The organism is Amycolatopsis acidiphila, from assembly GCF_021391495.1.
GTDB classification, from domain to species: Bacteria; Actinomycetota; Actinomycetes; order Mycobacteriales; family Pseudonocardiaceae; genus Amycolatopsis_E; species Amycolatopsis_E acidiphila.
In genome coordinates this window covers 697808-721952 of record NZ_CP090063.1, presented here as the reverse complement: position 1 = coordinate 721952, position 24145 = coordinate 697808, and the positions used below count along the sequence as shown (strand labels likewise).

24 protein-coding genes are annotated in these 24145 nt (G+C 71.5%); 8 read left to right on the top strand and 16 right to left on the bottom strand.

Annotated elements, in window-relative coordinates; genetic code table 11:
- Window positions 1–28: 28 nt before the first annotated feature.
- Window positions 29–994, top strand: coding sequence for a serine/threonine-protein kinase (locus LWP59_RS03575; protein ID WP_144643824.1), 966 nt, complete (start codon window positions 29–31; stop codon window positions 992–994).
- Here the strand turns inward: LWP59_RS03575 and LWP59_RS03570 are convergent.
- Window positions 991–1890, bottom strand: a complete 900-nt coding sequence (locus LWP59_RS03570) for a LysR family transcriptional regulator (protein WP_144643823.1) — start codon at window positions 1888–1890, stop codon at window positions 991–993. The two genes, LWP59_RS03575 and LWP59_RS03570, sit on opposite strands and share 4 nt — an antisense overlap.
- Window positions 1891–1972: 82 nt before the next feature.
- Between LWP59_RS03570 and LWP59_RS03565 the strand changes: the two genes are divergently transcribed.
- Window positions 1973–2875: a DMT family transporter gene (locus LWP59_RS03565; protein ID WP_144643822.1), complete on the top strand. Its 903-nt coding sequence runs from the start codon at window positions 1973–1975 to the stop codon at window positions 2873–2875.
- Between the two features lie 97 nt (window positions 2876–2972).
- On the opposite strand, the gene LWP59_RS03560 is transcribed toward LWP59_RS03565, so the two are convergent.
- Together LWP59_RS03560 and LWP59_RS03555 are read right to left on the bottom strand one after the other, a co-directional pair.
- Window positions 2973–3632 carry a response regulator gene (locus LWP59_RS03560; RefSeq protein ID WP_144643821.1) on the bottom strand — a complete coding sequence of 220 codons (660 nt, stop codon included), beginning with the start codon at window positions 3630–3632 and terminating at the stop codon, window positions 2973–2975.
- The gene (locus LWP59_RS03555) at window positions 3629–4930 is read right to left on the bottom strand and encodes an ATP-binding protein (protein ID WP_144643820.1); all 1302 of its coding nucleotides are present in this window, start codon (window positions 4928–4930) and stop codon (window positions 3629–3631) included. Before LWP59_RS03555 ends, LWP59_RS03560 begins: the two co-directional genes overlap by 4 nt.
- Window positions 4931–5045: 115 nt before the next feature.
- Here LWP59_RS03555 and LWP59_RS03550 point away from each other — a divergent pair, with 115 nt between their 5' ends.
- Together LWP59_RS03550 and LWP59_RS03545 are read left to right on the top strand one after the other, a co-directional pair.
- Window positions 5046–6278, top strand: coding sequence for a PspC domain-containing protein (locus tag LWP59_RS03550; protein ID WP_144643819.1), 1233 nt, complete (start codon window positions 5046–5048; stop codon window positions 6276–6278).
- Window positions 6271–6504 (top strand): hypothetical protein, encoded by a 234-nt coding sequence (locus tag LWP59_RS03545; RefSeq protein WP_144643818.1) that lies wholly within the window; start codon window positions 6271–6273, stop codon window positions 6502–6504. Before LWP59_RS03550 ends, LWP59_RS03545 begins: the two co-directional genes overlap by 8 nt.
- A 58-nt stretch (window positions 6505–6562) precedes the next feature.
- Here the strand turns inward: LWP59_RS03545 and LWP59_RS03540 are convergent, their stop codons facing one another.
- Window positions 6563–7093, bottom strand: coding sequence for a DinB family protein (locus LWP59_RS03540; protein WP_144643817.1), 531 nt, complete (start codon window positions 7091–7093; stop codon window positions 6563–6565).
- Window positions 7094–7187: 94 nt separating this feature from the next.
- Here LWP59_RS03540 and LWP59_RS03535 point away from each other — a divergent pair, with 94 nt between their 5' ends.
- On the top strand, window positions 7188–8153 hold the full coding sequence (locus tag LWP59_RS03535) for a helix-turn-helix transcriptional regulator (protein WP_144643816.1): 966 nt from the start codon (window positions 7188–7190) through the stop codon (window positions 8151–8153).
- On the opposite strand, the gene LWP59_RS03530 is transcribed toward LWP59_RS03535, so the two are convergent.
- From LWP59_RS03530 to LWP59_RS03520, 3 genes are read right to left on the bottom strand one after another with little or no spacing between them, the layout of a single operon-like run.
- Window positions 8150–8935 carry an E3 ubiquitin ligase family protein gene (locus tag LWP59_RS03530; protein ID WP_144643815.1) on the bottom strand — a complete coding sequence of 262 codons (786 nt, stop codon included), beginning with the start codon at window positions 8933–8935 and terminating at the stop codon, window positions 8150–8152. The two genes, LWP59_RS03535 and LWP59_RS03530, sit on opposite strands and share 4 nt — an antisense overlap.
- 1 nt (window position 8936) lies before the next feature.
- Window positions 8937–10493, bottom strand: coding sequence for a glutamine-hydrolyzing GMP synthase (guaA, locus tag LWP59_RS03525; RefSeq protein ID WP_144643814.1), 1557 nt, complete (start codon window positions 10491–10493; stop codon window positions 8937–8939).
- A gap of 33 nt (window positions 10494–10526) precedes the next feature.
- Window positions 10527–11111: a rhomboid family intramembrane serine protease gene (locus LWP59_RS03520; RefSeq protein ID WP_144643813.1), complete on the bottom strand. Its 585-nt coding sequence runs from the start codon at window positions 11109–11111 to the stop codon at window positions 10527–10529.
- A gap of 97 nt (window positions 11112–11208) precedes the next feature.
- On the opposite strand from LWP59_RS03520, the gene LWP59_RS03515 reads away from it, so the two are divergent.
- Window positions 11209–12654: an aldehyde dehydrogenase family protein gene (locus LWP59_RS03515; protein ID WP_144643812.1), complete on the top strand. Its 1446-nt coding sequence runs from the start codon at window positions 11209–11211 to the stop codon at window positions 12652–12654.
- On the opposite strand, the gene LWP59_RS03510 is transcribed toward LWP59_RS03515, so the two are convergent.
- From LWP59_RS03510 to guaB, 3 genes are all read right to left on the bottom strand, one after another.
- The gene (locus tag LWP59_RS03510) at window positions 12635–14338 is read right to left on the bottom strand and encodes a GMC family oxidoreductase (RefSeq protein ID WP_144643811.1); all 1704 of its coding nucleotides are present in this window, start codon (window positions 14336–14338) and stop codon (window positions 12635–12637) included. The two genes, LWP59_RS03515 and LWP59_RS03510, sit on opposite strands and share 20 nt — an antisense overlap.
- A 70-nt stretch (window positions 14339–14408) precedes the next feature.
- Window positions 14409–15539 carry a GuaB3 family IMP dehydrogenase-related protein gene (locus LWP59_RS03505; RefSeq protein ID WP_144643810.1) on the bottom strand — a complete coding sequence of 377 codons (1131 nt, stop codon included), beginning with the start codon at window positions 15537–15539 and terminating at the stop codon, window positions 14409–14411.
- Between the two features lie 31 nt (window positions 15540–15570).
- Window positions 15571–17073 carry an IMP dehydrogenase gene (gene guaB, locus LWP59_RS03500; protein ID WP_144643809.1) on the bottom strand — a complete coding sequence of 501 codons (1503 nt, stop codon included), beginning with the start codon at window positions 17071–17073 and terminating at the stop codon, window positions 15571–15573.
- An 82-nt stretch (window positions 17074–17155) separates the two neighbouring features.
- Here guaB and LWP59_RS03495 point away from each other — a divergent pair, with 82 nt between their 5' ends.
- Window positions 17156–17551 carry a DUF5319 domain-containing protein gene (locus LWP59_RS03495; RefSeq protein ID WP_144645739.1) on the top strand — a complete coding sequence of 132 codons (396 nt, stop codon included), beginning with the start codon at window positions 17156–17158 and terminating at the stop codon, window positions 17549–17551.
- Window positions 17552–17611: 60 nt separating this feature from the next.
- Here the strand turns inward: LWP59_RS03495 and LWP59_RS03490 are convergent, their stop codons facing one another.
- From LWP59_RS03490 to LWP59_RS03470, 5 genes are all read right to left on the bottom strand, one after another.
- On the bottom strand, window positions 17612–18544 hold the full coding sequence (locus tag LWP59_RS03490) for an anti-sigma-D factor RsdA (protein ID WP_144645735.1): 933 nt from the start codon (window positions 18542–18544) through the stop codon (window positions 17612–17614).
- Entirely contained in the window at window positions 18545–19117 is a 573-nt protein-coding gene (locus tag LWP59_RS03485; protein WP_144645737.1) for a sigma-70 family RNA polymerase sigma factor, read from the bottom strand. It lies immediately after the preceding gene.
- 239 nt (window positions 19118–19356) lie between these two features.
- Entirely contained in the window at window positions 19357–19953 is a 597-nt protein-coding gene (locus LWP59_RS03480) for a response regulator transcription factor (RefSeq protein WP_027940930.1), read from the bottom strand.
- Between the two features lie 141 nt (window positions 19954–20094).
- A complete protein-coding gene (locus tag LWP59_RS03475) occupies window positions 20095–20916 on the bottom strand; it encodes a hypothetical protein (RefSeq protein ID WP_229858291.1) in 822 nt (273 codons plus the stop codon).
- A gap of 10 nt (window positions 20917–20926) precedes the next feature.
- A complete protein-coding gene (locus LWP59_RS03470; protein ID WP_144645731.1) occupies window positions 20927–21832 on the bottom strand; it encodes a MerR family transcriptional regulator in 906 nt (301 codons plus the stop codon).
- Between the two features lie 225 nt (window positions 21833–22057).
- Between LWP59_RS03470 and LWP59_RS03465 the strand changes: the two genes are divergently transcribed.
- Window positions 22058–22360, top strand: coding sequence for a WhiB family transcriptional regulator (locus tag LWP59_RS03465; protein ID WP_186383624.1), 303 nt, complete (start codon window positions 22058–22060; stop codon window positions 22358–22360).
- A 149-nt stretch (window positions 22361–22509) separates the two neighbouring features.
- Here the strand turns inward: LWP59_RS03465 and groL are convergent, their stop codons facing one another.
- Window positions 22510–24129 carry a chaperonin GroEL gene (groL, locus tag LWP59_RS03460; protein ID WP_144645727.1) on the bottom strand — a complete coding sequence of 540 codons (1620 nt, stop codon included), beginning with the start codon at window positions 24127–24129 and terminating at the stop codon, window positions 22510–22512.
- Between the last annotated feature and the right edge of the window lie 16 nt (window positions 24130–24145).

Below are 24145 nucleotides of genomic sequence, written 5' to 3'. Positions count from 1 at the left end.
CCGACCGTCGGCGCGACGAGAGGTTGCTTTGGGAACTGAGGGCGCAGTCGTCGGCGGCCGGTACCGGTTGGATCAGCCGATCGGCCGTGGCCGTGCCGGGATCGTGTGGCTGGCGTACGACACGCTGCTGCATCGCACCGTCGCCGCGAAGCGGGTGTTCGTCCAGCCCGGCCTCGATCCCGCGCGGACCGAGCACATGATCAACCTCGCCCTCCAGGAGGGCCGCGCCGCGACCCGCGTGCTGCACAACAGCGCGATCACCGTGTACGACGTGGTGCGGGACGGGCCCGACCCGTGGCTGGTCATGGAGTACGTGCCGTCGCGCAGCATGGCGCACTTCCTCACCGAGCACGGCACGCTGACACCCGAGCAGGCCGCGTTCCTGGGCATCCAGCTGGCGTCCGCGCTGTCGGCCGCGCACCGGGCCGGGATCCTGCACCGCGGGCTCGAACCGGGCAACGTGCTGCTCGCCGACGACGGTGGCGTGAAGATCACCGACATCGGCATCACCGGCCCCGGGCAGAACCCGGCGTTCCGCGCCCCGGAGATCCTGCACGGCGCCCCGCCGGACCACGCCGCCGACGCGTTCTCCCTCGGCGCGACGCTGTACCAGGCGGTCGAGGGCGTGCCGCCCTACGGCGAGAACGGCACCGGCCCGCTGCGCCAGCCGCGGCGGGCGGGCCAGCTGACCGGTGCGCTGATGAAGCTGCTGCGCGTGGACCCGATGACGCGGCCGACGCTGGCGGACAGCATCATCGCGTTCCAGGCGATCACCCAGGGCCGTCAGTCGGCGTTCATCCCGCCGACCGCACCGGCGCTGCCGACGATCCCCGTCGCGTGGCCGGTGGGACAGCCGTTGCCGCAGCCGGTCGCCACCAAGGCGCCGCTGATCCAGCTGACGCCCGCGCGCGTGCGGGCGCTGATCCTCACCGTGCTCGCCGTGCTGTGCGCGGCCGCGATCGGCGTCGGGATCACGCAGGTCCTGTTCCTCTAGGCGGCAGCGGGCGCCGCTGCGCGCAGGGTGTCCAGCAAGTGCCGGACCGCGGGCCTGCCCTTCGCCCGGGTGGCCACCGCGGCGTGGATCGACCGGATCGGCTCCGGCCTGCGGATGCGCTTGATCGCCACGCCGGGATGCGGTGAGCCCAGGCCCAGCGCCGGCACCAGGCTGATGCCGAGCCCGGCGGCCACGAACCCCTGTGCGGTCTGGTAGTCCTCGCAGTCCACCACGAAGTTCGGCACGAAGCCCGCGGCGCCGCACGCGGCGAGGAGCACGTCCCGGCAGGGGCCGGGCGTGCCCTCGTTGCCGACCCACGGTTCGTCGCGCAGGTCGGACAGGTCCAGCACCCGCTTGTGGGCGAGGGGATGCGTGCGCGGCAGCGTCGCGCGGTACGGGTCGTCGAGCAGGTGCACCAGCTCGGCCGTCTTGATCCGCCACTCCCCGCGCCACACGACGATCGCCACGTCGACCTCGCCCGCCTCGACCTCCCGGATCGAGTCGAGCGGCTCGCGCAGCTTCAGGTCCAGCTGGATGCCGGGGAACTCGCGCCCGATCGCCGCGATCGCGGGCGGGACGAGCGCCGCACCGGCGGTGGCGAAGTAGCGGACCGCGAGCCGGCCCGTGCGGCCCGCCTTGAGGTCGGCCAGCTCGGACTCGGCCTTCGACAGCTGACCGCTGAGCACCTCCGCGTGCTCGGACAGCAGGGCGCCGGCGGCGGTCGGCCGGACGCCGCGGCCGACCCGCTCCAGCAGTTCCACGCCCGCCTCGCGCTCGAGCGTCGCCAGCTGCTGGCTGATCGCGGACGGCGTGTACCCGAGGTTGCGCGCGGCGGCGGTGATCGAACCGCTGCTGATCACCGCCCGCAGGACCTGCATTCGGCGGGTGTCGAGCATGGTCCGATCGTACAGTTCTGCTGAACGCGGCATGTAGTTTATTTCGCTTGTCCTTACAGGTCAGGGACGGGAACCTGGCAGCGTGGGAGAGACGAAAACGCTGCTGCGCCTGGGCGCGCTGGCGCTGATGTGGGGGTCGAGCTTCCTGTGGATGAAGCTCGCGCTGGAGGCGTTCACCCCGGTGCAGCTGGTGCTGATCCGCATCGTGCTGGGCGCCGTGGTGCTGCTGGTCATCGGTTACTTCCAGCGCGGCCGCCTGCCGTCGGACCGGCGGGTGTGGCTGCACCTGGCGATGGCCGCGCTGTTCCACAACGCGCTGCCGTTCCTGCTGTTCGCCGTCGGCGAGGAGACCGTCAGCTCCGGCATCACCGGCGTGCTCAACGCGACGACTCCACTGTGGACACTCGTGGTCGCGCTCGCCTTCCGCGTCGACCGCGACCTGGGCCTGCCCCGGCTCGCCGGGCTCGTCCTCGGCCTGGCGGGCATCCTGGTGATCTTCGCGCCGTGGCACGCCGACGGCCTGCTCAGCTGGGGCGCGCTCGCCTGCGTCGCGGCGGCGGTCAGCTACGGCTTCATCTACACCTACGAGGGCAGGTTCCTGTCGGCCACCGGCTCCTCGCCGGTCGCGCTCGCGGGCGCGCAGATGATGGTGGCCAGCGGGTTCGTGTTGTTCGCGATGCCGGCCGGGGGCACCCGGCCCGTGCACCTGAGCCTCGTGCCGGTCCTCGCCGTGGTCGTGCTGGGCGTGTTCTGCACGGGTATCGCCTTCGCGCTGAACTACCGGCTGCTCGCGACCGAAAGCGCGGTGGCGGTGTCGACGGTCGGCTACCTGATCCCCGTGGTCTCGGTCCTGCTCGGCACGGTGTTCCTGCACGAGGAGCTGAACCCGCGGGTGCTGGTCGGCATGGTGATCGTGCTCGCGGGCGTCGCGCTCACCCGGCTGCGCCGCCGCGCGCGGGTCGAGACGCTGAGTTCTGTTGCATAAGCGGCGGATGGCATTCATGAGGAGGCGATCCCACAGCGAGAGGGCGTCTGAGGTTCCACCACCCGCACCGCTACGCAAACGACTCTCGAAAAGCTCTCTAGACGAGGCGGCGGTCTGAGGCCCAGCGGGAGAGCTCGTACCGGTTGGACAGCTGCGTCTTGCGCAGGACGCTCGACACGTGCGTCTCGACCGTCTTCACCGAGATGAACAGCTCCGACGCGATCTCCTTGTACGCGTAGCCACGCGCCAGCAGCCGCAGCACGTCCCGCTCGCGCGGGGTGAGCAGGTCCAGCTCCGGGTCGCTGATCGGCGCCGAGCCGGGCCGGTCGGCGAACGCGTCGAGCACGAACCCGGCCAGCCGGGGCGAGAACACCGCGTCCCCGTCGGCGACGCGGGTGATCGCGCGGACCAGCTCCTTCGACGAGATCGTCTTCGTGACGTAGCCCCGCGCGCCCGCGCGGATCACGGCGATCACGTCCTCCGCGGCGTCGGACACCGACAGCGCGAGGAACACGACGTCCGGCAGCTCGGGCCGCAACCGGCGCAGCACCTCGGCGCCACCGCCGTCGGGCATGTGCACGTCCAGCAGGACGACCTGCGGCTTCGTCCGGACGATGCCGGCGACCGACTCCGCGACCGAGCCCGCCTCGCCGACCACCCGCACCTCGTCGGTGATCGAGTCCAGCTCCGTCCGCACCCCGGCGTGGAACAACGCGTGGTCGTCGACCAGGAAAACGGTCACCGGTGTCTCACTCATGCGGCACTCCCCGTCTTGATCGGCATCGCCAACTGCACTTCCGTCCCGTCGCCGGGCGCGGTGCGCAGCCGCACCGTACCGCCGTTGCGTTCCATCCTGCCCCGGATCGAGTCCGCGAGACCGTGCCGGTCGCCCGACACGGTGTCCGGGTCGAAGCCCTTGCCCCGGTCCCGCACGAACACCGTGACCGCGGTGGGCTCGACCTCGGCGTACACGCTGACCTCCTCAACGTCCGCGTGCTTGGCCGCGTTGACCATCGCCTCCCTGGCAGCCTGCACCAGCGCTGTCAGCGGCTCGTCCAGCTCCGCGTCCCCCACCACGACCTGCGAGACCGAGATGGCGAACGAGTCCTCCACCTCGCCGCACACCGCCGCGATCGCGGCGGACAGCTGCCCGCCCCCGTCGGTGATCTCCTTGCCGCCGTAGCCCGACGGCCCGTACAACCAGCCGCGCAGCTCCCGCTCCTGGCCGCGCGCCAGCCGCGCGACCTCCTTGGGCGCTTCGGCCTGCTTCTGGATCAGCGCCAGCGTCTGCAGCACCGAGTCGTGCAGGTGCGCGGCGATCTCGGCACGTTCCTCGGTGCGGATCCGGGCCCGGCGCTCCTCCCCCAGGTCCCGCACCATCCGCAGCCAGAACGGCACGGTCAGCACGGCGACCCCGACCAGCGTGGCGAACACCGCGATCAGCGCGAACTGCACCTGGTCGAAACTGCCGCTGCGGATGACCATCACGCCGATGCCGGTGACGACCAGCGCGACACCGGCGAGGATCCGCACGGCCGCCGACCAGCCACCGCCCCCGAGGACGACGCCCGCGACACCCGAGCGCGCCCCGGTGCGCCACCGGCGTCGCTGTGACTCGTCGGCCTCGCGCCACACCACCGCTGCGCCGACCAGCGCGACCGCCAGCGGCACGGCGACCCAGCCGCTGATCACGCCGGTGATCGTGCTGCCACCGACGGCGAGGCCGATGCCCAGCACGAGCAGCCCGATCGCCTGCTGACGTTCCTTGGGCGAGCTCGGCTGGGACGCGTCCTCCCCCGACCGCTGCGGCACGAACACCCACAGCAGGCCGTACGCCAGCAGCCCCGCCCCGCCGAACGCGGCGAGCACGGCGAAGGTCGCGCGCACCCAGATCACGCGTACGCCGAGGTGGTCGGCCAAGCCCGCGGAGACCCCCGCGACCGCGCGGCCGGCCCGGTGCCGGTAGAGCTTCGGTGGCCCGTCCGGCTCCGCGAGTGCGCTCGACGGCACTCGGCTGACGGCCGTCTCGCGGGCCCTTTCCTGCACGTCTTCCATGGTTCTTCCATGCTCACACGGCCGCAAGCCCGATTCATCAGGGAAACTCCCTGATCGTGAATCTCAGGGACGTTCCCCGATGTGCCCGCCGCGTGCGTGCCCGATATTCGATGGCATGAGTGGCGCAGCAGACCGGACCAGGGCACACGGCCTCGGCGGGTTCGAGGAGACGCTGAAGGACTTCTGGGTGAGCAGGCCCCGGCGGCCTGCCCGTGGCCGGAAGATCGCCGGGGTCGCCGCCGGGATCGGCGAGCGGTACGGCATCGATCCGGTGATCGTGCGAGTGGCCTTCGTGGTCGCGACCGTGTTCGGGGGCATGGGCCTGGCGCTGTACGTGCTGGGCTGGCTGTTCTTCCCCGGCGAGGACGACCAGGTCTCCCCCGTCGAGGCGCTGATCGGTCGTGGCCGCAGCACGATGTCGAAGGGCTTCACGATCGTCCTCGTGATCGCCTTCTTCCCGCTGGTGAGCCTGGGCTTCGGCAGCGGCTGGGGCTGGTTCAACGGCGGCGGCATCGTCGCACTGGCACTGCTGGTGACCGCGCTCTACCTGCTGCATCGAAGCCGCGGCCACGAGAACCGGCCGGTCGCACACGCGGAGGAGACCATGACGTACCCGATGTCCACGCCCGGTGCGGCCGCCGGGACGGACCCGCTCGGCGCACCGCCGCTGGCGTGGGACCTGCCGGACCCCGAGCCCGCCTACGCCCCGCCACCGGTGGCCCCGGTGCACGAGCCGCGGCGGCCGCGGTCCAAGGTCGGGGCGGCGACCTTCGGCGCGGCCCTGCTGGTCGCCGGCGCGGGCGCGGCCTGCGCGTCCATGGGCATCGCCTGGTTCTCCGCGCAGCACGTCATCGGCCTGGTGCTCGCCGTGCTCGGCGTCGGCCTGGTCGCCGGGGCGTTCGCCAGGGGCGGCCGCAGCCTGATCTGGCTGGCGGTGCCGCTGTCGATCGCCGGCGCGGTGCTCACGTCCGTGCCGGTGTCGAACTACTCGGGCGGCTTCGGGGACATCGACGCCACGCCCACGACGGCCGCCCAGGTGCAGCCGGTGTACTCGCACACCGCGGGTGACATGCGGCTGGACCTGACGCAGCTGCCCCCGACCGCGCCGGTCACGACCGAGGTCCGCGCCGGGGCCGGGCAGACGACGATCATCGTGCCGCAGACCGCGGACGTGCAGTACATCTGCCAGGTCGACGCGGGGAACGTGAACTGCCTCGGTGAGCAGACCGACGGAGTCGGCCGCCCGGCGGTCACCGGCCGGGACCTGGGCACCGACGGTGCGGGCGGACTGCAGGTGAACGTGAACGTTTCACAGGGAGCGGGAGAGATCGAGGTGCGCCGTGGCTGAGTACGACTACGACGAGACGACGACCGAGCAGCGGCCGCGCCGCCGCGGGGTCGACGTCTTCACCCTGCTGATCGGGATCGCGACCCTGTTCGTGTCGGCCTACACGCTGACCGACGGCGTGACCTGGCTGCCCGAGTTCGACCTGCGCTGGCTGCTCGCCGGTGGCGCGGTCCTGTTCGGGGTCCTGATGCTGGGCGCGTCCCTGCGTGGCGGGCGCAAGAGCTGAGGCCGAGAACAGGGAAGACCTCCGGCACCATTCGCCGGAGGTCTTCCCGCGTCCGCGGTCAGCCCATGCTCTTCGCCCCGTCGAGGGACTCGCGGATGATATCGGCGTGGCCGGAGTGCTGCGCTGTCTCGGCGATGATGTGCATCAGCACCCGCCGCGCCGACCACGCCGCTTCCGGCTCGAACCACGGGGCCTTCGGCAGCGGCTGGGTGGCGTTCAGGTCCGGCAACGTCACCACCAGCTCGTCGGTCCGCCGGGCCACCTCGGCGTAGTCGGCCAGCACGCCGGCCAGCGTCTCCCCCGGCAGCATCCGGAACTCGTCGGCCCGCTTGGCGAAGTCCTCCTCAGTCATCGCCGTGAAGTCCGGCATCGCCGAGGGGCCCCGCACGATGAACTCCGCCCAGCCCCGCTCCACCGACGCCACGTGCTTGACCAAACCGCCGAGACACAGCTCGCTGACCGTGGTGCGCCGCCCGGCCTGCTCGTCGGTGAGGTCGCGGGTGGTGAAGCGCAGGAAATGACGGTGCTTCGCGAGCATCTCGAGCAGGTCGGCACGCTCGCCGGTCGTGGTCAGCTCGGTCGTGGTCATGTTCTCGGCCTTTCGTTCCCGTTCCTTCGGTCGAAACTCACGCTACAAGTCACAGCGGCCACTTCCTGACCTCAATTGCGGGACAATTCAGAACATGGCGAACACGAGCTCCCGCACGCTGCGTCTGCTCTCCCTGTTGCAGAGTCACCGGTACTGGCCGGGCACGGAACTGGCCGAGCGGCTCGGCGTCTCGGCCCGCACCCTGCGCCGCGACATCGACCGGCTGCGCGAGCTGGGCTACCCGGTCGAGGCGCAGCGCGGCGTCGAAGGCGGCTACCAGCTCGCGGCGGGCGCGGCGCTGCCGCCGCTGGTCGTCGACGACGAGGAGGCGGTCGCGCTGGTGGTCGGGCTCCAGGCCGCCGCCCAGGGCGCGGTGGACGGCATCGCCGAGTCCTCGGTGCGGGTGCTGACCAAGGTGGTGCAGGTGATGCCGGCCAGGCTCCGCCGCCGGGTGGACGCGCTACGGGCGATGACCGTGCCGGCCGGCTGGGGTGCGCCGGCCACGCCGCCCACGGACTCCGGAGTGCTCACCACCATCGCGCTCGCCTGCCGCGACAGCGAGCGCCTCCGCTTCTCCTACACCGCCGCCGCCGGCGTCCGCACCGAGCGGCACGTCGAGCCCCACCGGCTGGTCTCCGTCGGCCACCGGTGGTACCTGGTCGCCTACGACCTCACCCGGCACGACTGGCGCAACTTCCGTGCCGACCGGGTTCTCTCCCCCGCCACGACCGGAGCCCGGTTCCGTGACCGCGAGCTGCCCGCCGCCGACGCGGCCGCGTTCGTCCGCGCGGGCCTGGAGAACGTCCCCCGCCCGTACGAGGTGGAGGCGCTGGCCGACGCCCCGGCCGCGGAAGTGCGCGAGCGGATCGGCCGGTGGAGCACGGTCGACGAGGTGGACGCCGGGCACTGCCGGGTGCGCATGACGGTCGACCAGCTGGACTGGGCCCTCATGGCGCTCGGCGTGATGGCGGCCGACTTCCACGTGGTCCGCCCGCCCGAGCTGCACGAGCGGCTGCGCGACTGGGGCACGAGGTTCGCCAGGGCCGCGGCGCACCCCTAGCGGACGATGCCCACCACGGTGAGCGCGAGACCGGCGACGAACGCGACGATCACGCCGACCGCGAAGAGCTTGTGCCGCCGGGTGCGATCGGCCCGCAGCTCCTGCTCGGTCTTCGCCGCGACGAGGAAGTGCCCCTTCTCCCGGGGCTTCCCGATCACCAGCGGGCCGATGACGTCGTGCACCTCGCCCAGGACGTAGAGCCGGGTGCCGGGGCGGATCAGCCACTCCTTGTACTCGAAGCCGATCGTCGAATCCCGGTTGCCCGCGAGGAACCCCGGCAGCCGGATGCCGAACAGCTCGAACGACTGGTCACCGCCGCGGTAGGGCTCGAACCGGTTCACCGTCTGCTCGACGCCCTCGGGCTTCGTGCCGTCCGGGGCGACCCCGATGGTGCGGCCCTGCTCGTCGATCAGCGCGTAGCCCTCCGACGAGGTGTGCTCGGCGACCTTCTCCGTGCGCTTGGACCGGTAGCGGCGGCCGTCGCGGTACTGGACGTGCTCGTACTGCCGTTCGACCTGGTAGCGGTACCAGACGCACGGGGTCTTGCTGATCTCCGCGGTCAGCGGGCCCTCTGGGCGCGGGTACGCGGCGCCCACGACTTCCGCGGTCTTGCGGAAGCCGCCGCGCGCGCCGAGCTCGTCGGAGATCCGCCGCAGGTCCTCCAGTTCGGGGATCGACAGCGTCTCCGTGCCGATCATGGCGTGCAGCTCGCGTTTGGTGGCCTGCATCCAGAAGAACCCGGCGACCGCGGCGGCGATCAGCACCAGGCCGATGACCCACATGTCACTCCCACTCGATGGTGCCCGGCGGCTTGCTGGTCACGTCCAGCACCACGCGGTTCACCTCGGCCACCTCGTTGGTGATCCGGGTCGAGATGCGCTCGAGCACTTCGTAGGGCAGGCGGGTCCAGTCCGCGGTCATCGCGTCCTCACTGGACACCGGGCGCAGCACCACGGGATGGCCGTAGGTGCGCCCGTCGCCCTGGACGCCGACGCTGCGCACGTCCGCGAGCAGCACCACCGGGCACTGCCAGATGTCGCGGTCCAGGCCCGCCGCCGTCAGCTCCTCGCGCGCGATGGCGTCCGCGGCACGCAGGGTCTCCAGCCGGTCGTGCGTGACCTCGCCGATGATCCGGATGCCGAGGCCGGGGCCGGGGAAGGGCTGGCGGTGCACGATCGTCTCGGGCAGGCCCAGCTCCAGCCCGACCCGGCGCACCTCGTCCTTGAACAACAGCCGCAACGGCTCGACGAGTTCGAACTGCAGGTCCTCGGGCAGGCCGCCGACGTTGTGGTGGCTCTTGATGTTCGAGGCGCCGGAGCCGCCGCCGGACTCGACGACGTCCGGGTACAGCGTGCCCTGCACGAGGAACCGGTAGTCGCCCTCCGCCTTGAGGTCGCGCTCGGCCTGCTCGAACACGCGGATGAACTCGCGGCCGATGATCTTGCGCTTCTCCTCGGGGTCGGTCACCCCGGCCAGCGCGTCGAGGAACCGCTCGCGGGCGTCGACGGTGACCAGGTTGACCCCGGTGGCGGCGACGAAGTCCCGCTCGACCTGGGCGCGCTCGCCTGCCCGCAGCAGGCCGTGGTCGACGAACACGCAGGTGAGCCGGTCGCCGATGGCGCGCTGCACGAGCGCCGCCGCGACGGCCGAGTCCACGCCACCGGACAGCCCGCAGATCGCGCGGCCGTCGCCGATCTGCTCGCGGATCGCGGCGATCTGCTCGTCCACAATGGACGCGGTCGTCCAGTCGGGACGGATGCCCGCGATGTCGCGCAGGAAGCGGCGAAGCACCTCCTGGCCGTGCGGCGAGTGCAGCACCTCGGGGTGGTACTGCACCCCGGCGTAGCGCTCGTCGGGGTTCTCGTAGGCGGCGACGGGCGCGCCTTCGGAGGTGGCGGTGACCGCGGCGCCGGGGGGCGCCTTGGTGACGCTGTCGCCGTGGCTCATCCACACCTGGTGCCGCGCGGGCAGCTCGCGGTGCAGGACACCGCCGTCCTCGCACAGCTTGACCTCGGTGCGGCCGTACTCGCGGGCACCGGTCGCCTCGACCGTCCCGCCCAGTGCCTGGGCCAGCACGTGGAAGCCGTAGCAGATGCCGAACACGGGGACGCCCTGCTTGGCCAGCTCGGGATCCATCCCAGGGGCACCCGGGGAGTAGGCGCTCGCGGGGCCGCCGGAGAGGATGACCGCGGCGGGGTCCTTCGCCATGATCTCCTCGACCGTCGCGGTGTGCGGCACCACCTCGGAGTACACCTGGGCCTCGCGGACCCGGCGCGCGATCAGCTGCGCGTACTGCGCGCCGAAGTCCACCACGATGACCGGGCCGCTCGGACTGGGCACCCGCACCTCCTCGGGAAGCGAAAGTCGATACGCCTATCGTCCCAGGTGAGCTGCACCACGCCGCCCCCGGCCCAGCAGCAGCCAGCCCAGCGCCATCCCGAACAGCGCGGGCAGGCCGTGGTTGTCGCCCAGAGCCGTGTCGACCACGGCGAGGGCGGGCACGGCGAGCGCGGCGAACCGGTTGGGCGCCTGCGAGCACAGCACCGCCGTGGCGAGCGCCCCGACCAGTCCGGCGACGGCCATCGAGTTCCCGGCGCCGACCGGCTGCAGCCACAGATAGCTCATCACGTTGCCGAACAGCGCGGCAGCGAAGTACAGCACCGGCCAGCGCCAGTGCCCGAACACCCGCTCGGCGCGCAGCCCGACCACGGCCAGGATGAACAGGTTGAAGATCGTGCCGAGCAGCCAGCCGTCCTGGAAGAACGACGCGGTGACCAGCCGCCACCACTCGCCGTGCGCGATCGCCGGGTCGCGCTGGAACCGGCCCAGCAGCGGGTGGTCGACGAGCTGGGCGATGCTCGTCGCCGCCGTGACGGCGAAGACGACCCCGGTGACGACCGGGCGCCGCTTCGGGTCGCCGAGCGTGTCGAGGGTGGCGAGTACCGGGTGCGTCTTCATGATCCGAATGTAGGAACACCCGGCCCGCGGTGTTTCTGCCATTCGTCACGGTCTCCCTCGGCGAAGTGTCACGCCCGCCGCGCCTTACCTTTAGGGCATGGACACCTTCACTCCGGAGCCACGCCCCGCGTGGATCGCCGGCCGGGCGGAGCAGGGGAGCAGCACGCTCGAGGTCACCCACCCGTTCGACGGCAGCGAGGTCGCGACCGTCGCCGTGCCCGGGCCCGACCAGGTGGAACGCGCCGTCGCCGCGGCGGCGGCGGTGGCACCCGCGTTCCGCCGCTCGCCCGCACACGTCCGGGCCGCCGCACTGGAGCACGTCTCCCGCGGGCTCGCCGAACGCGCCGAGGAGCTGGCCGAGGTGATCACGGCGGAGAACGGCAAGCCGTTCAAGTGGGCCGAGATCGAGGTCAAGCGGGCGATCTCGGTGTTCCGGATCGCCGCCGAGGAGGCCCGGCGGTTCACCGGCGACCTCCAGCGACTCGACACCGACGCCGGTGGCGAGGGCAGGCTCGCGCTGGTCCGCCGGGTGCCCCGCGGGCCGGTGCTGGGCATCGCGCCGTTCAACTTCCCGTTGAACCTGGTCGCGCACAAGGTCGCGCCGTCACTCGCGGTCGGCGCACCGATCCTGGTCAAGCCCGCGCCGCGCACGCCGCTCTCGGCGCTCATCCTCGGCGAGCTCCTGGCCGAGACCGACCTGCCGGAGGGCGCGTTCTCGGTGCTGCCGCTGGGCAACGCCGACACCGCCGCGCTGGTGGCCGACCCGCGGCTGCCGGTCGTGTCGTTCACCGGTTCCGGACCCGTCGGCTGGTCGCTCGCGGAAGCCGTGCCCCGCAAGCACATCGTGCTGGAGCTGGGCGGCAACGCGGCTGCGGTCGTGCTCGGCGACTGGCCGGACCTGCCGGGCGCGGCCGCGCGCATCGCGACGTTCGGCAACTACCAGGCCGGCCAGTCGTGCATCGCGGTGCAGCGGGTGCTCGTCGAGCGCTCGGTCGCGGGCGAGTTCGTCCCGGCGCTGCTCGACGCCGTGCGCGCGCAGAAGACCGGGGACCCGTACGACACGACTGTCGACGTGGGACCGGTGGTGGACGAGGCGGCCGCCGAGCGGATCGTCGCCTGGGTCGACGAGGCCGTGTCCGGCGGCGCGAAGGTGCTCACCGGCGGCGGACGGGACGGCGCGAGCGTCGAGCCGACGCTGCTGACGGACGTGCCCGCGGACGCCAAGGCGTGGTCGGAGGAGATCTTCGGCCCGGTGCTCGCGGTGTCCATCGTGGACAGTGCGGACGAGGCGTTCGCGGCCGTCAACGCGTCGGCGTACGGCCTGCAGGCAGGCGTGTTCACGCGCGACGTCCAGCTCGCCTTCCGCGCCTCGGCCGAGCTGGAGGTCGGCGGCGTGATCGTCGGCGACGTGCCGTCCTACCGCGCCGACCAGATGCCCTACGGCGGGGTCAAGGGGTCGGGCGTGGGCCGCGAGGGTGTCCCCGCGGCCATGCACGACCTCACCGAGGAGCGGGTCACGGTCTTCACCGGGATCTCGTTGTGAGACGCAGCGCCGCGGGAGCCTCGGCCGGGACGGCGGGGTTCTTCGGCGCGACCGGGTCCAGGCGGCGGTAGGCCGCCGCCTGGACCGGCCGCTGGTCCGCCTCGCCCTTGTTGGGCCACAAGGAGAACGCCCGCTCGGCCTGGGCGGTGATGGTCAGCGACGGGTTCACCCCGAGGTTCGCGGTCACCGCCGTGCCGTCCACAATAGACAGATTCGGGTAGTTGAACACCCGGTGGTACGGATCGATCACGCCCTCGTCCGCGGTCGTCCCGATCGGGGCGCCGCCGATGAAGTGCGCGGTCAGCGGGATGTCGAAGATCTCGCCCCAGGTGCCGCCCGCGACGCCGCCGATGTGCTCGGCCGTGCGCAGGTTCGCCTCGTGCCCGGCCGGGATGAACGACGGGTTCGGCTCGCCGTGCCCCTGCTTCGAGGTGTACCTGCGCCGCCCGAACAGCCCGCGCTTGGTGAACGTCGTGATCGAGTTGTCCAGGCTCTGCATCACCAGCAGGATCACGGTCCGCTCGCTCCAGCGGTAGCCGTTGAGCAGCTTGAGCGACTGGACCGGCTTCCGCACGATCGTCTTGACCGCCTGCAGCCAGCGCGGCGTGGACAGCGAGCCGTCGGTCGCGATCGTCTGCAGCAGGCTCATCGCGTTGCTGCCCTTGCCGTAGCGCACGGGCTCGATGTGGGTGTTCTCGTCGGGGTGGATCGACGACGTGATCGCGACGCCCTTGCTGAAGTCGTGCTCGGGGTCCACCTTGAGCCGCCCGGCGCCGATGATCGCCTCGGAGTTGGTGCGGGTCAGCTCGCCGAACCGGTACGACAGCTGCGGCAGCACGCCGGTGTCGCGCATCCGGTGCAGCAGCTGCTGGGTGCCCCAGGTGCCGGCGGCGAGCACGACCTGGTCCGCGGTCAGGCTGTGCCGGAACCGCTTGCCCGTCTTGTGGATATCGACCACGAAGGAGCCGTCGGCCTGCGGCCGCACCGCGTCCACGGTGGTCATGGGGACGACCTTCGCGCCGCCTTGCTCGGCGAGGTACAGGTAGTTCTTGACCAGCGTGTTCTTCGCCCCGACCCGGCAGCCGGTCATGCACGCGCCGCACTCCGTGCAGCCGGTGCGCTGCGGGCCCGCCCCGCCGAAGTACGGGTCGGCCACCCGCTCGCCCGGCTTGCCGAAATGCACCCCGACGGGCGTGGCGTGGAAGGTGCGCTCGACGCCCATGTCCGCGGCGACCTTGCGCATCACCTCGTCCGACGGCGTCACCGTCGGGTTGGTGACCACCCCGAGCATCCGGCTGGCCTGGTCGTAGTGCGGCGCGAGCTCGGCCTCCCAGTCGGTGATGTGCGCCCACTGCGGATCGCGGTAGAACGGCTTGAGCGGCCGGTACAACGTGTTCGCGTAGACCAGCGAGCCCCCGCCGACCCCGGCGCCCGCGAGCACCATGACGTCGTTGAGCAGGTGGATGCGCTGGATGCCGAAGCAGCCCAGCGCCGGTGCCCACAGGTACCGCTTGAGATCCCAGGATGTCTTGGCGAACTCGTCGTCGGCGAACCGCCTGCCCGCCTCGAGCACGGCGACCCGGTAGCCCTTCTCCGTGAGCCGGAGGGCCGCGACGCTGCCGCCGAAGCCCGACCCGACCACGATCACGTCATAGTCAGCTGCACTGCTGTTACTCGCGGTCACACGTAAAACTGTAGCGCCGGGACGAGCTTCTGACCAGGAGTAAGTTACTGACGGGTTCGACCGGGTGACCTCAGCGGCGGACCGACAGCCCGACGCGCTGGAACTCCTTGAGGTCGGAGTACCCGGTCTTCGCCATCGCCCGGCGCAGCGCACCGAACAGGTTGACCGCTCCTTCGGCATCCGACGACGGACCGTACAGCAGCGTCTTCAGATCGGTCTCGAAGTCCGGGCCCGCGGCCACCCGCGAACGCGGCAGCGACGGGTGCGCGGCAGCCGCCGTCCAGTACAGCCCGTGCCCGGGAGCGGCCGAGGAGGCGGCGAGGGGCGCGCCCAGCACGACGGCGTCCGCCCCGCAGGCGATCGCCTTCGCGATGTCGCCGGAGGAGGTCATGCCACCGTCTGCCAGGACGTGCACGTAGCGGCCGCCGGTCTCGTCGAGGTAGTCACGCCGCGCCGCCGCCGCGTCGATGATCGCGGTGGCCATCGGCACGCCGATGCCCAGCACGCGGTCCGTGCTCGTGATGCCGGGCGTGTAGCCGTGCCCGACGATCACGCCCGCCGCGCCGGTGCGCATCAGGTGCATCGCCGTGCGGTAGTCGGCCGTGCCGCCCGCGATCACCGGCACGTCGAGCCCGCCGATGAACTCCTTGAGGTCGAGCGGGTCGGCGTCGCCGGACACGTGCTCGGCCGAGATGATCGTGCCCTGCACGACCAGGATCTCCACGCCGGCCGCGATCAGGTGCGGGGTCAGCTCCGCCGCCCGCTGCGGGCTCACCCGCGCCGCCACCGTCACGCCGGACTCACGCACCGTCCGCAGCGCCTCGGCCAGCAGCTCCGGCCGCACCGGCGCCGAGTGCAGCTCCTGCAGCACCCGCACCAGCGCGGTCGGGTCCTCGTCCTTCATCGTGTCGACAAGGCGCTGCATCGCCTCCTCGACGTTGGCGTGCCGCGCCCACAGGCCCTCGGCGTTGAGCACGCCGAGCCCGCCGAGCTTGCCGATCTCGACCGCGCTGGCCGGCGACACGATCGCGTCGCTCGGATGCGTGACGAGGGGCAGGTCGAAGCGGTAGGCGTCGATCTGCCAGGCGGTGGACACCACCGCGGACGAACGCGTCCGGCGCGACGGGACGATCTCCACGTCGTCGAGGTCGTACGCGCGCCGCGCGGTACGTCCCATGCCGATCTCGACCAGATCCCGCACGTGCGGATCCCCTCTCGTGTGCTGCTGCCCGTCAGCGGGCGGTGTAGTTGGGCGCCTCGACCGTCATGGTGATGTCGTGCGGGTGACTCTCCTTCAGACCCGCCGCGGTGATCCGCACCAGCTGCGCGTGCTGCAGCTGCGCGACCGTCTCCGCGCCGGCGTAGCCCATGCCCGAGCGGAGCCCGCCCACGAGCTGGTGCACGACGTTGACCAGCGGCCCGCGGAACGCGATCCGGCCCTCGATGCCCTCGGGGACGAGCTTGTCCTCGCTGAGCACGTCGTCCTGCGCGTAGCGGTCCTTCGAGTAGGACTTGCGGCCGTCGCGCGACTGCATGGCGCCCAGCGAGCCCATGCCGCGGTAGGTCTTGAACTGCTTGCCGTTGACCAGGATCAGGTCGCCCGGCGACTCGGCGGTGCCCGCGAGGAGGCTGCCGAGCATCACGCTCGAGGCGCCCGCGGTGATCGCCTTGGCGATGTCGCCGGAGTACTGGATGCCGCCGTCGCCGATGACCGGCACCCCGGCCGGGCGGCAGGCCTTGTCGGCCTCGTAGATCGCCGAGATCTGCGGCACCCCGACGCCGGCGACGATGCGGGTGGTGCAGATCGAGCCCGGACCGACACCCACCTTCACCCCGTCGGCACCCGCGTCGACCAGTGCCTGCGCCCCGGCGCGGGTCGCGACGTTGCCGCCCACGACGTCGACGGTGTCGCCGAACTCCTTCTTCAGCGTCGTGACCATGTCGACGACGGCGCGCGAGTGCCCGTGCGCGGTGTCGACCATCAGCACGTCCACGCCCGCGTCGGCCAGCGCCATCGCGCGCTGGTGGCCCGAGGGGCCGACGCCGACGGCCGCGCCGACCAGCAGCCGGCCGTCCGGGTCCTTGGTGGCGTTGGGGTACTGCTCGGTCTTGACGAAGTCCTTGACCGTGATCAGCCCGCGCAGCTTGCCCGCGCCGTCCACGATCGGCAGCTTCTCGATCTTGTGCCGGCGCAGCAGCCCGAGCGCCGCGTCCGCGGTGACCCCCACCTGCGCGGTGATGAGGTTCTCGCTGGTCATCACCTCGCTGACCGGGCGGCTGTAGTCCACCTCGAAGCGCATGTCGCGGTTGGTGATGATGCCCACGAGCTGGCCGGCCGCGTCGGTGACCGGCACGCCGGAGATGCGGAAGCGGGCGCACAGCGCGTCGACCTCGGCGAGGGTGTCGTCCGGGGAGCAGGTCACCGGGTCGGTCACCATGCCGGCCTCGGACCGCTTGACCACCTCGACCGCCGCCGCCTGCTCGTCGACCGGCATGTTGCGGTGCAGCACGCCCATCCCGCCCTGGCGGGCCATCGCGATGGCCATCCTGGCCTCGGTCACGGTGTCCATCGCCGCGGAGACCAGCGGGATGCGCAGGGTGACGTTGCGGGAGAGCCGGGTGCTGGTGTCGACGCTGCTGGGCACCACGTCCGACTCCGCCGGTAACAGCAGTACGTCGTCGAAGGTCAGGCCCAGCATCGCGAACTTGTCTTCCTGGGTGAACTCGCTCGTCATGGCTGGTGACTGACCTTCCTCGGCATTTCGGAGAACTCCTTGCCGATGGTATCTGGACAGCTCCCCACCCCCGCCCGGTACCGTGCAGGCCGTGCCGCACGACGTGTTGCCCCCGGACCCGTTCGCCGACGACCCCGACGACCCCGCCAAGGACCTGGCCGCTTTCGGCGATGACCTGGATGAACCCATGGACTCGCAGGCCCGCACCGAGTTGCTGGCGGACCTGTCCGACCTGGCCGTCTACCAGGCTTTGCTGGAGCCGCGCGGGGTTCGTGGCATTGTCGTCGACTGCGGCGAGTGTGACCAGCCGCACTACCACGACTGGCACCTGCTGCGCGCCAGCCTCGAACAGCTGCTCGCCGACGGGCGGATGCGCCCGCACGAGCCCGCTTACGACCCGGCCCCGGCCGACTACGTCAGCTGGGATTACTGCCGTGGTTTCGCTGACGGCGTAACGGCCACCGAGAGCGCCTACTGAGAGCACCGCCCGCATGAGAAAAGGCCCGGCTTCGCAGCCGGGCCCTTCTCATGGGCTTCGTCAGTTGCCGCCGGTACCCACCTGCGCCGGCGCCTCGCCGCCGGAGTCGGTCGAGTCGTAGCGGATCGTGTTGTCGCCGCTGTTGGTGCCCGCCGCGGACACCGAGCTGCTGTCCGTGGACGGCGGCGTCGTGGTCGAGGTGTCGGGCGGGGACGTCGTGCTCGAGGTCGGCGGCGGGCTGGTCGTGGTCGAGGTCGGCGGCGGGGACGTCGTGGTCGAGGTCACCGGCACGCTCGGCGAGGACTGCTGCGACGAGCTCGGCGGCGACTGGGGCGACGCCGGGTTCTGCAGCATCGCGGTGAGCTGCTGGTGCTCCTGCATCAGCTGCGCCAGGTTGTCCTCCGTGGACACCTGCTGCAGCTTCGCGGCCGCCTCGGCCAGCGCCTGCTGCGCCTCGGCGATCCGGCCCTGGGACAGCGCGATGCTCGCCTGCTGCAGGTCGGTGCGCGCCGCGGAGGCGGCCTCGACCGAGCGGGCGTGGTCGGCGTAGAGGACCTTGGTCAGACCCCACAGCGTGTCCCCGGGCTGCGCGTCACGTGCGGCGATGCCGGTGCCGCTGAAGGCGATGGCCAGCACGGCGGCGGCGACCGCCACCGGGACCAGGATGCGGCGCTTGCGCGCCTTCTGGCCGTGCCTGCGGGCCAGTGCCGCCGTCTTGACCGTGGTGACGGCGGTGTCGGTGTCCACCAGCTCGGCGAGCGGCTCGCTGTCGATGTCCCGCCGCCAGGCCAGCAGCAGCGCGTTGAGCTCCTGGTCGCCGAGCCCGTCGGCGACCTTGGGGTCGGAACCGCCGAGCGCGTCCAGCAGCGCGTCGTCGGCGTGCACCGCGGAGAGGTCGGCCTCGAACGCGGCCTTGGACGCGCTCATGCTGTCGTCGAACGGGAACTCACCGAGCTCGCGTCTGACCTCGTCGCGGCTGTCGCGGTCGGTCACTCAGGCCACCTCCTCGGACGCCAGCGCCTTGCGGAGCCGCGCGAGAGCCCGGTGCTGAGCGACCCGGACCGCGCCCGGCGTCGAATCGACCGCTTCCGCGGTCTCCTCAGCGGAAAGCCCCACGACCACTCGCAGCACCACGATTTCGCGTTGTTTGTCCGGCAGCACCCGCAGCAACTGGGCCATGCGCTCGTTCAACTCCCCTTGCAAGGCGTGCTGCTCCGGACCGATGTCACCCTCGATCTCGTCGGGGATCTCGGCCACGGGCTCGGCCCGGTTGCGAGCGGCAGCGCGATGCGCGTCGGCCACCTTGTGCTGGGCGATGCCGTACACGAATGCCAGGAACGGGCGTCCTTGGTCACGGTACGAGGGCAGGGCCGTGAGCACCGCGAGACACACCTCCTGAGCTACGTCGTCTGCTGAAGCGAACGAACGCTCCTGCCGTCCTACTCGGGCGCGGCAGTACCGCACCACCAAGGGACGAATGGCGGCCAGCAGCCGCTCGACCGCCTGAGGATCTCCCTCGACAGCGGCGGCGACCGACTCCTCCAGTCCGTCCCCCACATTGGCCATCGCAGACAACAGTCCCAGCGTTACGTGTAGGCGTACAAAATGACGGCGCGCGAGATAGACATCCCTCGCACCGGTGATGCCCACCGTACCGTCCGGCATCGACATCGCTCGTGCACGGTCGCCTTCGGCGCGCCCCGGAAACCGGGACGCGCCGGCGAGCGGTCACATCAAGGTGTTCAAGAATTCAACGACTTGCGCAGCTTACAAGATGAAAGATGCTCAGAAAAGCACTTTCTGAATCAGGACACCAACCCGCGGCGGAAACCGTGGGCGACCGCCTGCGCGCGGTCCCGCACGCCGAGCTTGCGGAACAGCCGTCGGGCGTGGGTTTTCACGGTGTCCTCCGACAGGTAGAGCTCGCGGCCGATCTGGCCGTTGCTCTTGCCCTGGCTCATACCACGCAGTACCTGCAGCTCGCGCTCGGTGAGCTGGACGCCGGGGTCGGCGGGCTGGCGCGGCGCGGGCACCGAGGTGCTCGCGAGGGTGTGCGCCAGTGCGGCCACGAGTTCGGGGCGAGAGGCGTCCCACCTCAGGTAACCGCGGGCGCCACCGGCGATCGCGGCGGCGATGCTGCTGGCATCGTCGGGCGCGCCGAAGACGATCACGTTCGCCTGGGGATTGGCGGACACCAGCCGCCGAGTCGCCTCCACCCCGGCCGGCATCGCGCGCTGGGTGCCGACGAGGACGACGTCCACCGGCTGGCGCGAATACCTGGCCAGCAACTCGTCACCGTGCGCTACGCAGTCGATGCGACTGACGCCAGGGACAGCAGACATCACGCGAGTGAGCCCTTCGCGGACACTGCGTCGGTCGTCGCAGATCAAGACCGTAGTCACGGGGTTTCCTTCCTGCAGCCGGGTGACCTTCCATATCCCCTATCGGACGCTTTAGGCCGCACCTTGACACGATCCGGTGGCTTTTTTTGGAAGATCTTCGCCCGGATGTCGGTATGGCCGCCTCGACTGCTCCAACCGGCGTCACACCGGGACCCAGGGCGAATCACGCGCCAGCCGCCTCCCCTCCGGGTCAGACCGTAGTAACACAGCGTGCAGCACCGCGTCGACCCTGAATCGATCCCGGCCATACAGGTCGGAACCGTGCTCGGCGGCGAGCAGCCCGGCGGGCCAACCAAGCGAGCGTAGTGCGTATTTGTCCGACACGCCGAGGGCTTCGTCCACGAGGTGCACCGCTCGTTCCCGCTCCCCTGTCGCCCCCAGCGCGGCGGCCAGGACCAGCTGCGACTTCACGACGTGCCGGAGCGCGCCGGACGCCGTCGCGAGGCCCAGCGCGGCCTCCGCCGGCGCTACGGCGGCCCTCGCCTGGCCGTCGGCCAGTTCGATCTCCGCGGTGACCCAGCCGCGACGGACCTGGGAGCGCCAGCTCTCCGCCCGCACGCGGGCCAGCAGCCGGCGGGCGACCGCCAGGCGGCCGACGCCGAGGTTGTCCGCGGCCAGCCCGAGCAGCGCGTCGGCCCGCGCCCCCGCGGCGTCGATCCCGTCGGGTTCCGCATGGCCGGACAGCCCGGCCACGAGCCGCAGCGCGGCGCCGTCCGGCCCGAAGGCCGCGCGGTGCCCGCCGAGCTGGCGGCGGTGCGAGGCGAACGCCGAGAGGGCCAATGCGGCGAGCACCGGGTCTCGTCCCTTGGCGACCTCGCCGAGCAGGGACGCCGCGCCGGCGTAGCGGCCCTGGGCGCCGAGCACGATGGCGGTCAGCAACTTCGCCCGTGGCGACCGGGGCGCGCCGACGGGGACCACCGGCGCGTCGCCGAAGGCCGCCTGCCGCAGCTCGTCCGTGGACACGTCCGAAACCCTAGCGACCCAGTAGGACATATTCGATGCGATCGACGGCCGTGCGCAGGCCGGGCAGCAACTCGACCTTCTCGGGCAACGGGGTGTGGACCCAGCCCGGCCCCCAGGCGAACACCCGGCTGCGCTGTCGGCCACGCGAGACGCGCGGGAACAGCCTGCCGTCGGCGACCGTGCTCCGCTGCGCCCGCAGCACGACGGCGGCCGGGGCGCTGCGGCGGACGGCGACGGCGAGGACCTCGGCCGGCGGCGGCGTTCCGAAGAGCTGGGCGGCGATACCCCGCTCGGCCAGGCAGGCGGCGAGTGCGTAGAGGGGCAGATTGACCCGCTCGTCCGGCACCCCGCTCAGCAGCACCGGCCGGGAGTTGCGCGGCTCGTCGAGCAGCGGCGTCGCGCGGATCAGTGCGCCGAGCACGCACTCGGTCAGCAGGTACTCCGCCTCCACGCCGGAGTGCGCCCCGTGCCAGCCGGCGCCGAACGCCGTCAGCACCGGCTCGATGACGTTCTCCCAGGCGGCCAGCACGCCGGCGTCGGCGATCGCCTCGGCCAGCAGCCGCTGCGTCGCGGCGGCGTCCATGGCGAGCGCCGCGCCGCGTAGCCGCCGCGCGACCGAGCGGTCCGGCTCGGCGCGTACGGGCTGGGCGGTTTCGGCGGGGGCGTCGGTGACGGGTGCTGCGAGCGCGAAGCGGGCGGCTTCGGCCGTCGAGGCACCTCTGAGCAGGGCTCGTTGCATCAGCTCGAGGCGGCGGATGTCGGCGGCGCCGTAGCGGCGGTGCTTGCCACCGGTGTGCCTGCTCGGGCCGAGCCCGTAGCGCCTGTCCCAGGTCCGGAGCGTCGCGGGGGCGACACCGAGCCGGCGGGCCACTGCGGCCACCGGCATCGTCGGCTCTGCCTCCCGTGCACGATCCATTCGCTCCAATATTGCGGAGGTCTGACTACCCAGCAACCTGGAAGTTATGCCCCACGACCTGCGAAACATCTGATTCTCACGCTTGCGGGGGATATCCAAAGGATGAATCCGGACGATTCCCTTGAACAACTATTGGCGCGCTTCTAACGTTACCGCCGTTGCACCAAATGGAGTAGTCGCAGTGCGACAACGAGGGGATCCGACCGAATAACGGAGGCGGTCACGATGGCAGACACGCGCAGGCTTCCAGGCCCCAATGCGGACATCTGGGACTGGCAGCTGGAGGGGTCCTGCCGAGGGATGGACAGTGCGGCTTTCTTCCATCCCGACGGGGAGCGCGGACCGGCCAGGGCACGACGGGAGGCCCGGGCGAAAGCGATTTGCCAGTCCTGCCCGGTCCTGCGCTTGTGCCGCGCGCACGCACTGGCCGTGCACGAACCCTACGGAATTTGGGGCGGCCTTTCCGAGGCCGAGCGGGAGAACATCCTCAAGACCGGCAAGCGCCAACTGAGTCTTTCCGGCCAGTGAGGGGGAGGAAAAAGGGGTGACGTCGCAGGGGCGTCACCCCTTTTTTCATGCGTGAATTCCGGACTGCGGTGCACGACTGTGCACCGAATGCGGAAAGGGCGGTATCCCGTTTCCGGGACACCGCCCCTCCCAGGCGCTGAACGCGAGCGTCAGTGCGCGTGCCCGTGACCGTGGCCGGTCGCGGACTCGTCCTCCTCGACGGGCTTCTCGACCACGGAGCTCTCCGTGGTGAGCACCAGGCGGGCGATCGACGCGGCGTTGGCCACCGCGGAGCGGGTGACCTTCACCGGGTCGACGATGCCGGCCGCGAGCAGGTCGGTGATCTCACCCGTGGCGGCGTTGAGACCGTGGCCCCAGCCCTGCTCCTGCACCTTGGACACGATGACCGCGCCCTCGAGGCCGGCGTTGCTGGCGATCCAGAACAGCGGCGCGGACAGCGCGTCGCGGACGATCTTCACGCCGGTCGCCTCGTCGCCGGTGAGGCCGAGGCCGTCCTCGAGCTCCCTGACCGCGTGCACGAGCGCCGACCCACCACCGGGGACGATGCCCTCCTCGACGGCCGCCTTGGTCGAAGCCACGGCGTCCTCGATGCGGTGCTTGCGCTCGTTGAGCTCGGTCTCGGTGGCCGCGCCGACCTTGATGACGGCGACGCCGCCACCCAGCTTGGCCAGCCGCTCCTGCAGCTTCTCGCGGTCCCAGTCGGAGTCGGTGGTCTCGATCTCCTTGCGGATCTGGGCCATCCGCGCGGCGATGTCCTCCTTGGTGGCAGCCCCGTCCACGATCGTCGTGGTGTCCTTGGTGACCTCGATGCGGCGGGCCGAGCCCAGCGCGTCGAGCCCGATCTCGGACAGCTTCATGCCGATCTCGGCCGAGACGACCTGGCCACCGGTGACGACGGCGAGGTCGTCCAGGAACGCCTTGCGGCGGTCTCCGAAGAACGGCGCCTTCACCGCGACCGCGGTGATCGTCTTGCGCAGGGAGTTGACCACCAGGGTGGACAGCGCCTCGCCCTCGACGTCCTCGGCGATGATCAGCAGCGGCCGCTTGGCCTCGACGACCTTCTCCAGCACCGGGAGCAGGTCCGCGAGCGCGGAGATCTTCTCGCGGTGCAGCAGCACGTAGGCGTTCTCGAGGATCGCCCGCTGCTCCTCCGGGTTGGTCGCGAAATGCGCCGACAGGTAGCCCTTGTCGAACTGCACGCCCTCGGTGATCTCGAGCTCGGTGGCCATCGTGGAGGACTCCTCCACGGTGATCACGCCGTCCTCGCCGACCTTCTCCACGGCCTCGCCGAGCAGCGCGCCGATCGTGGCGTCACGGGAGGTGACGGTGCCGACCTGGGCGATGCTCTCGCGGCCCTTGACCGGGGTCGCCTTGCTCTTGAGCACCTCGATGACCTTGTCCGCGGCCGCCTCGATGCCCCGGCCGAGCGCGGTCGGGTTGGCGCCGGCGGCGACGTTGCGAAGGCCGACCTTCACCAGGGACTGCGCCAGCACGGTGGCCGTGGTGGTGCCGTCGCCGGCGACGTCGTTGGTCTTCGTGGCGACGTTCTTCGCGAGCTGGGCGCCCAGGTTCTCGAACGGGTCGTCCAGCTCGATCTCACGGGCCACCGTCACGCCGTCGAGCGTGATGGTGGGGCCGCCGAACTTCTTGTCGAGCACGACGTGCCGGCCACGCGGGCCGAGGGTGACCTTGACCGCGTCGGCGAGCTTGTTCACCCCGCGCTCGAGGGCTCGACGAGCGTCCTCGTCGAAGTTGATCTGCTTAGGCATTTGAGTCCTCTCAGTG

Bases quoted from the DNA above. Each gene is read 5' to 3' on its own strand.
- guaB (WP_144643809.1), bottom strand. From the start codon at position 17,073: ATGACGAGCGAGTTCACCCAGGAAGACAAGTTCGCGATGCTGGGCCTG.
- LWP59_RS03520 (WP_144643813.1), bottom strand. From the start codon at position 11,111: ATGAAGACGCACCCGGTACTCGCCACCCTCGACACGCTCGGCGACCCG.
- LWP59_RS03540 (WP_144643817.1), bottom strand. From the start codon at position 7,093: ATGACCACGACCGAGCTGACCACGACCGGCGAGCGTGCCGACCTGCTC.
- LWP59_RS03560 (WP_144643821.1), bottom strand. From the start codon at position 3,632: ATGAGTGAGACACCGGTGACCGTTTTCCTGGTCGACGACCACGCGTTG.
- LWP59_RS03535 (WP_144643816.1), top strand. From the start codon at position 7,188: ATGGCGAACACGAGCTCCCGCACGCTGCGTCTGCTCTCCCTGTTGCAG.
- groL (WP_144645727.1), bottom strand. From the start codon at position 24,129: ATGCCTAAGCAGATCAACTTCGACGAGGACGCTCGTCGAGCCCTCGAG.
- LWP59_RS03550 (WP_144643819.1), top strand. From the start codon at position 5,046: ATGAGTGGCGCAGCAGACCGGACCAGGGCACACGGCCTCGGCGGGTTC.
- LWP59_RS03570 (WP_144643823.1), bottom strand. From the start codon at position 1,890: ATGCTCGACACCCGCCGAATGCAGGTCCTGCGGGCGGTGATCAGCAGC.
- LWP59_RS03555 (WP_144643820.1), bottom strand. From the start codon at position 4,930: ATGGAAGACGTGCAGGAAAGGGCCCGCGAGACGGCCGTCAGCCGAGTG.
- LWP59_RS03485 (WP_144645737.1), bottom strand. From the start codon at position 19,117: ATGGCCAATGTGGGGGACGGACTGGAGGAGTCGGTCGCCGCCGCTGTC.
- LWP59_RS03465 (WP_186383624.1), top strand. From the start codon at position 22,058: ATGGCAGACACGCGCAGGCTTCCAGGCCCCAATGCGGACATCTGGGAC.
- LWP59_RS03470 (WP_144645731.1), bottom strand. From the start codon at position 21,832: ATGGATCGTGCACGGGAGGCAGAGCCGACGATGCCGGTGGCCGCAGTG.
- LWP59_RS03515 (WP_144643812.1), top strand. From the start codon at position 11,209: ATGGACACCTTCACTCCGGAGCCACGCCCCGCGTGGATCGCCGGCCGG.
- LWP59_RS03530 (WP_144643815.1), bottom strand. From the start codon at position 8,935: ATGTGGGTCATCGGCCTGGTGCTGATCGCCGCCGCGGTCGCCGGGTTC.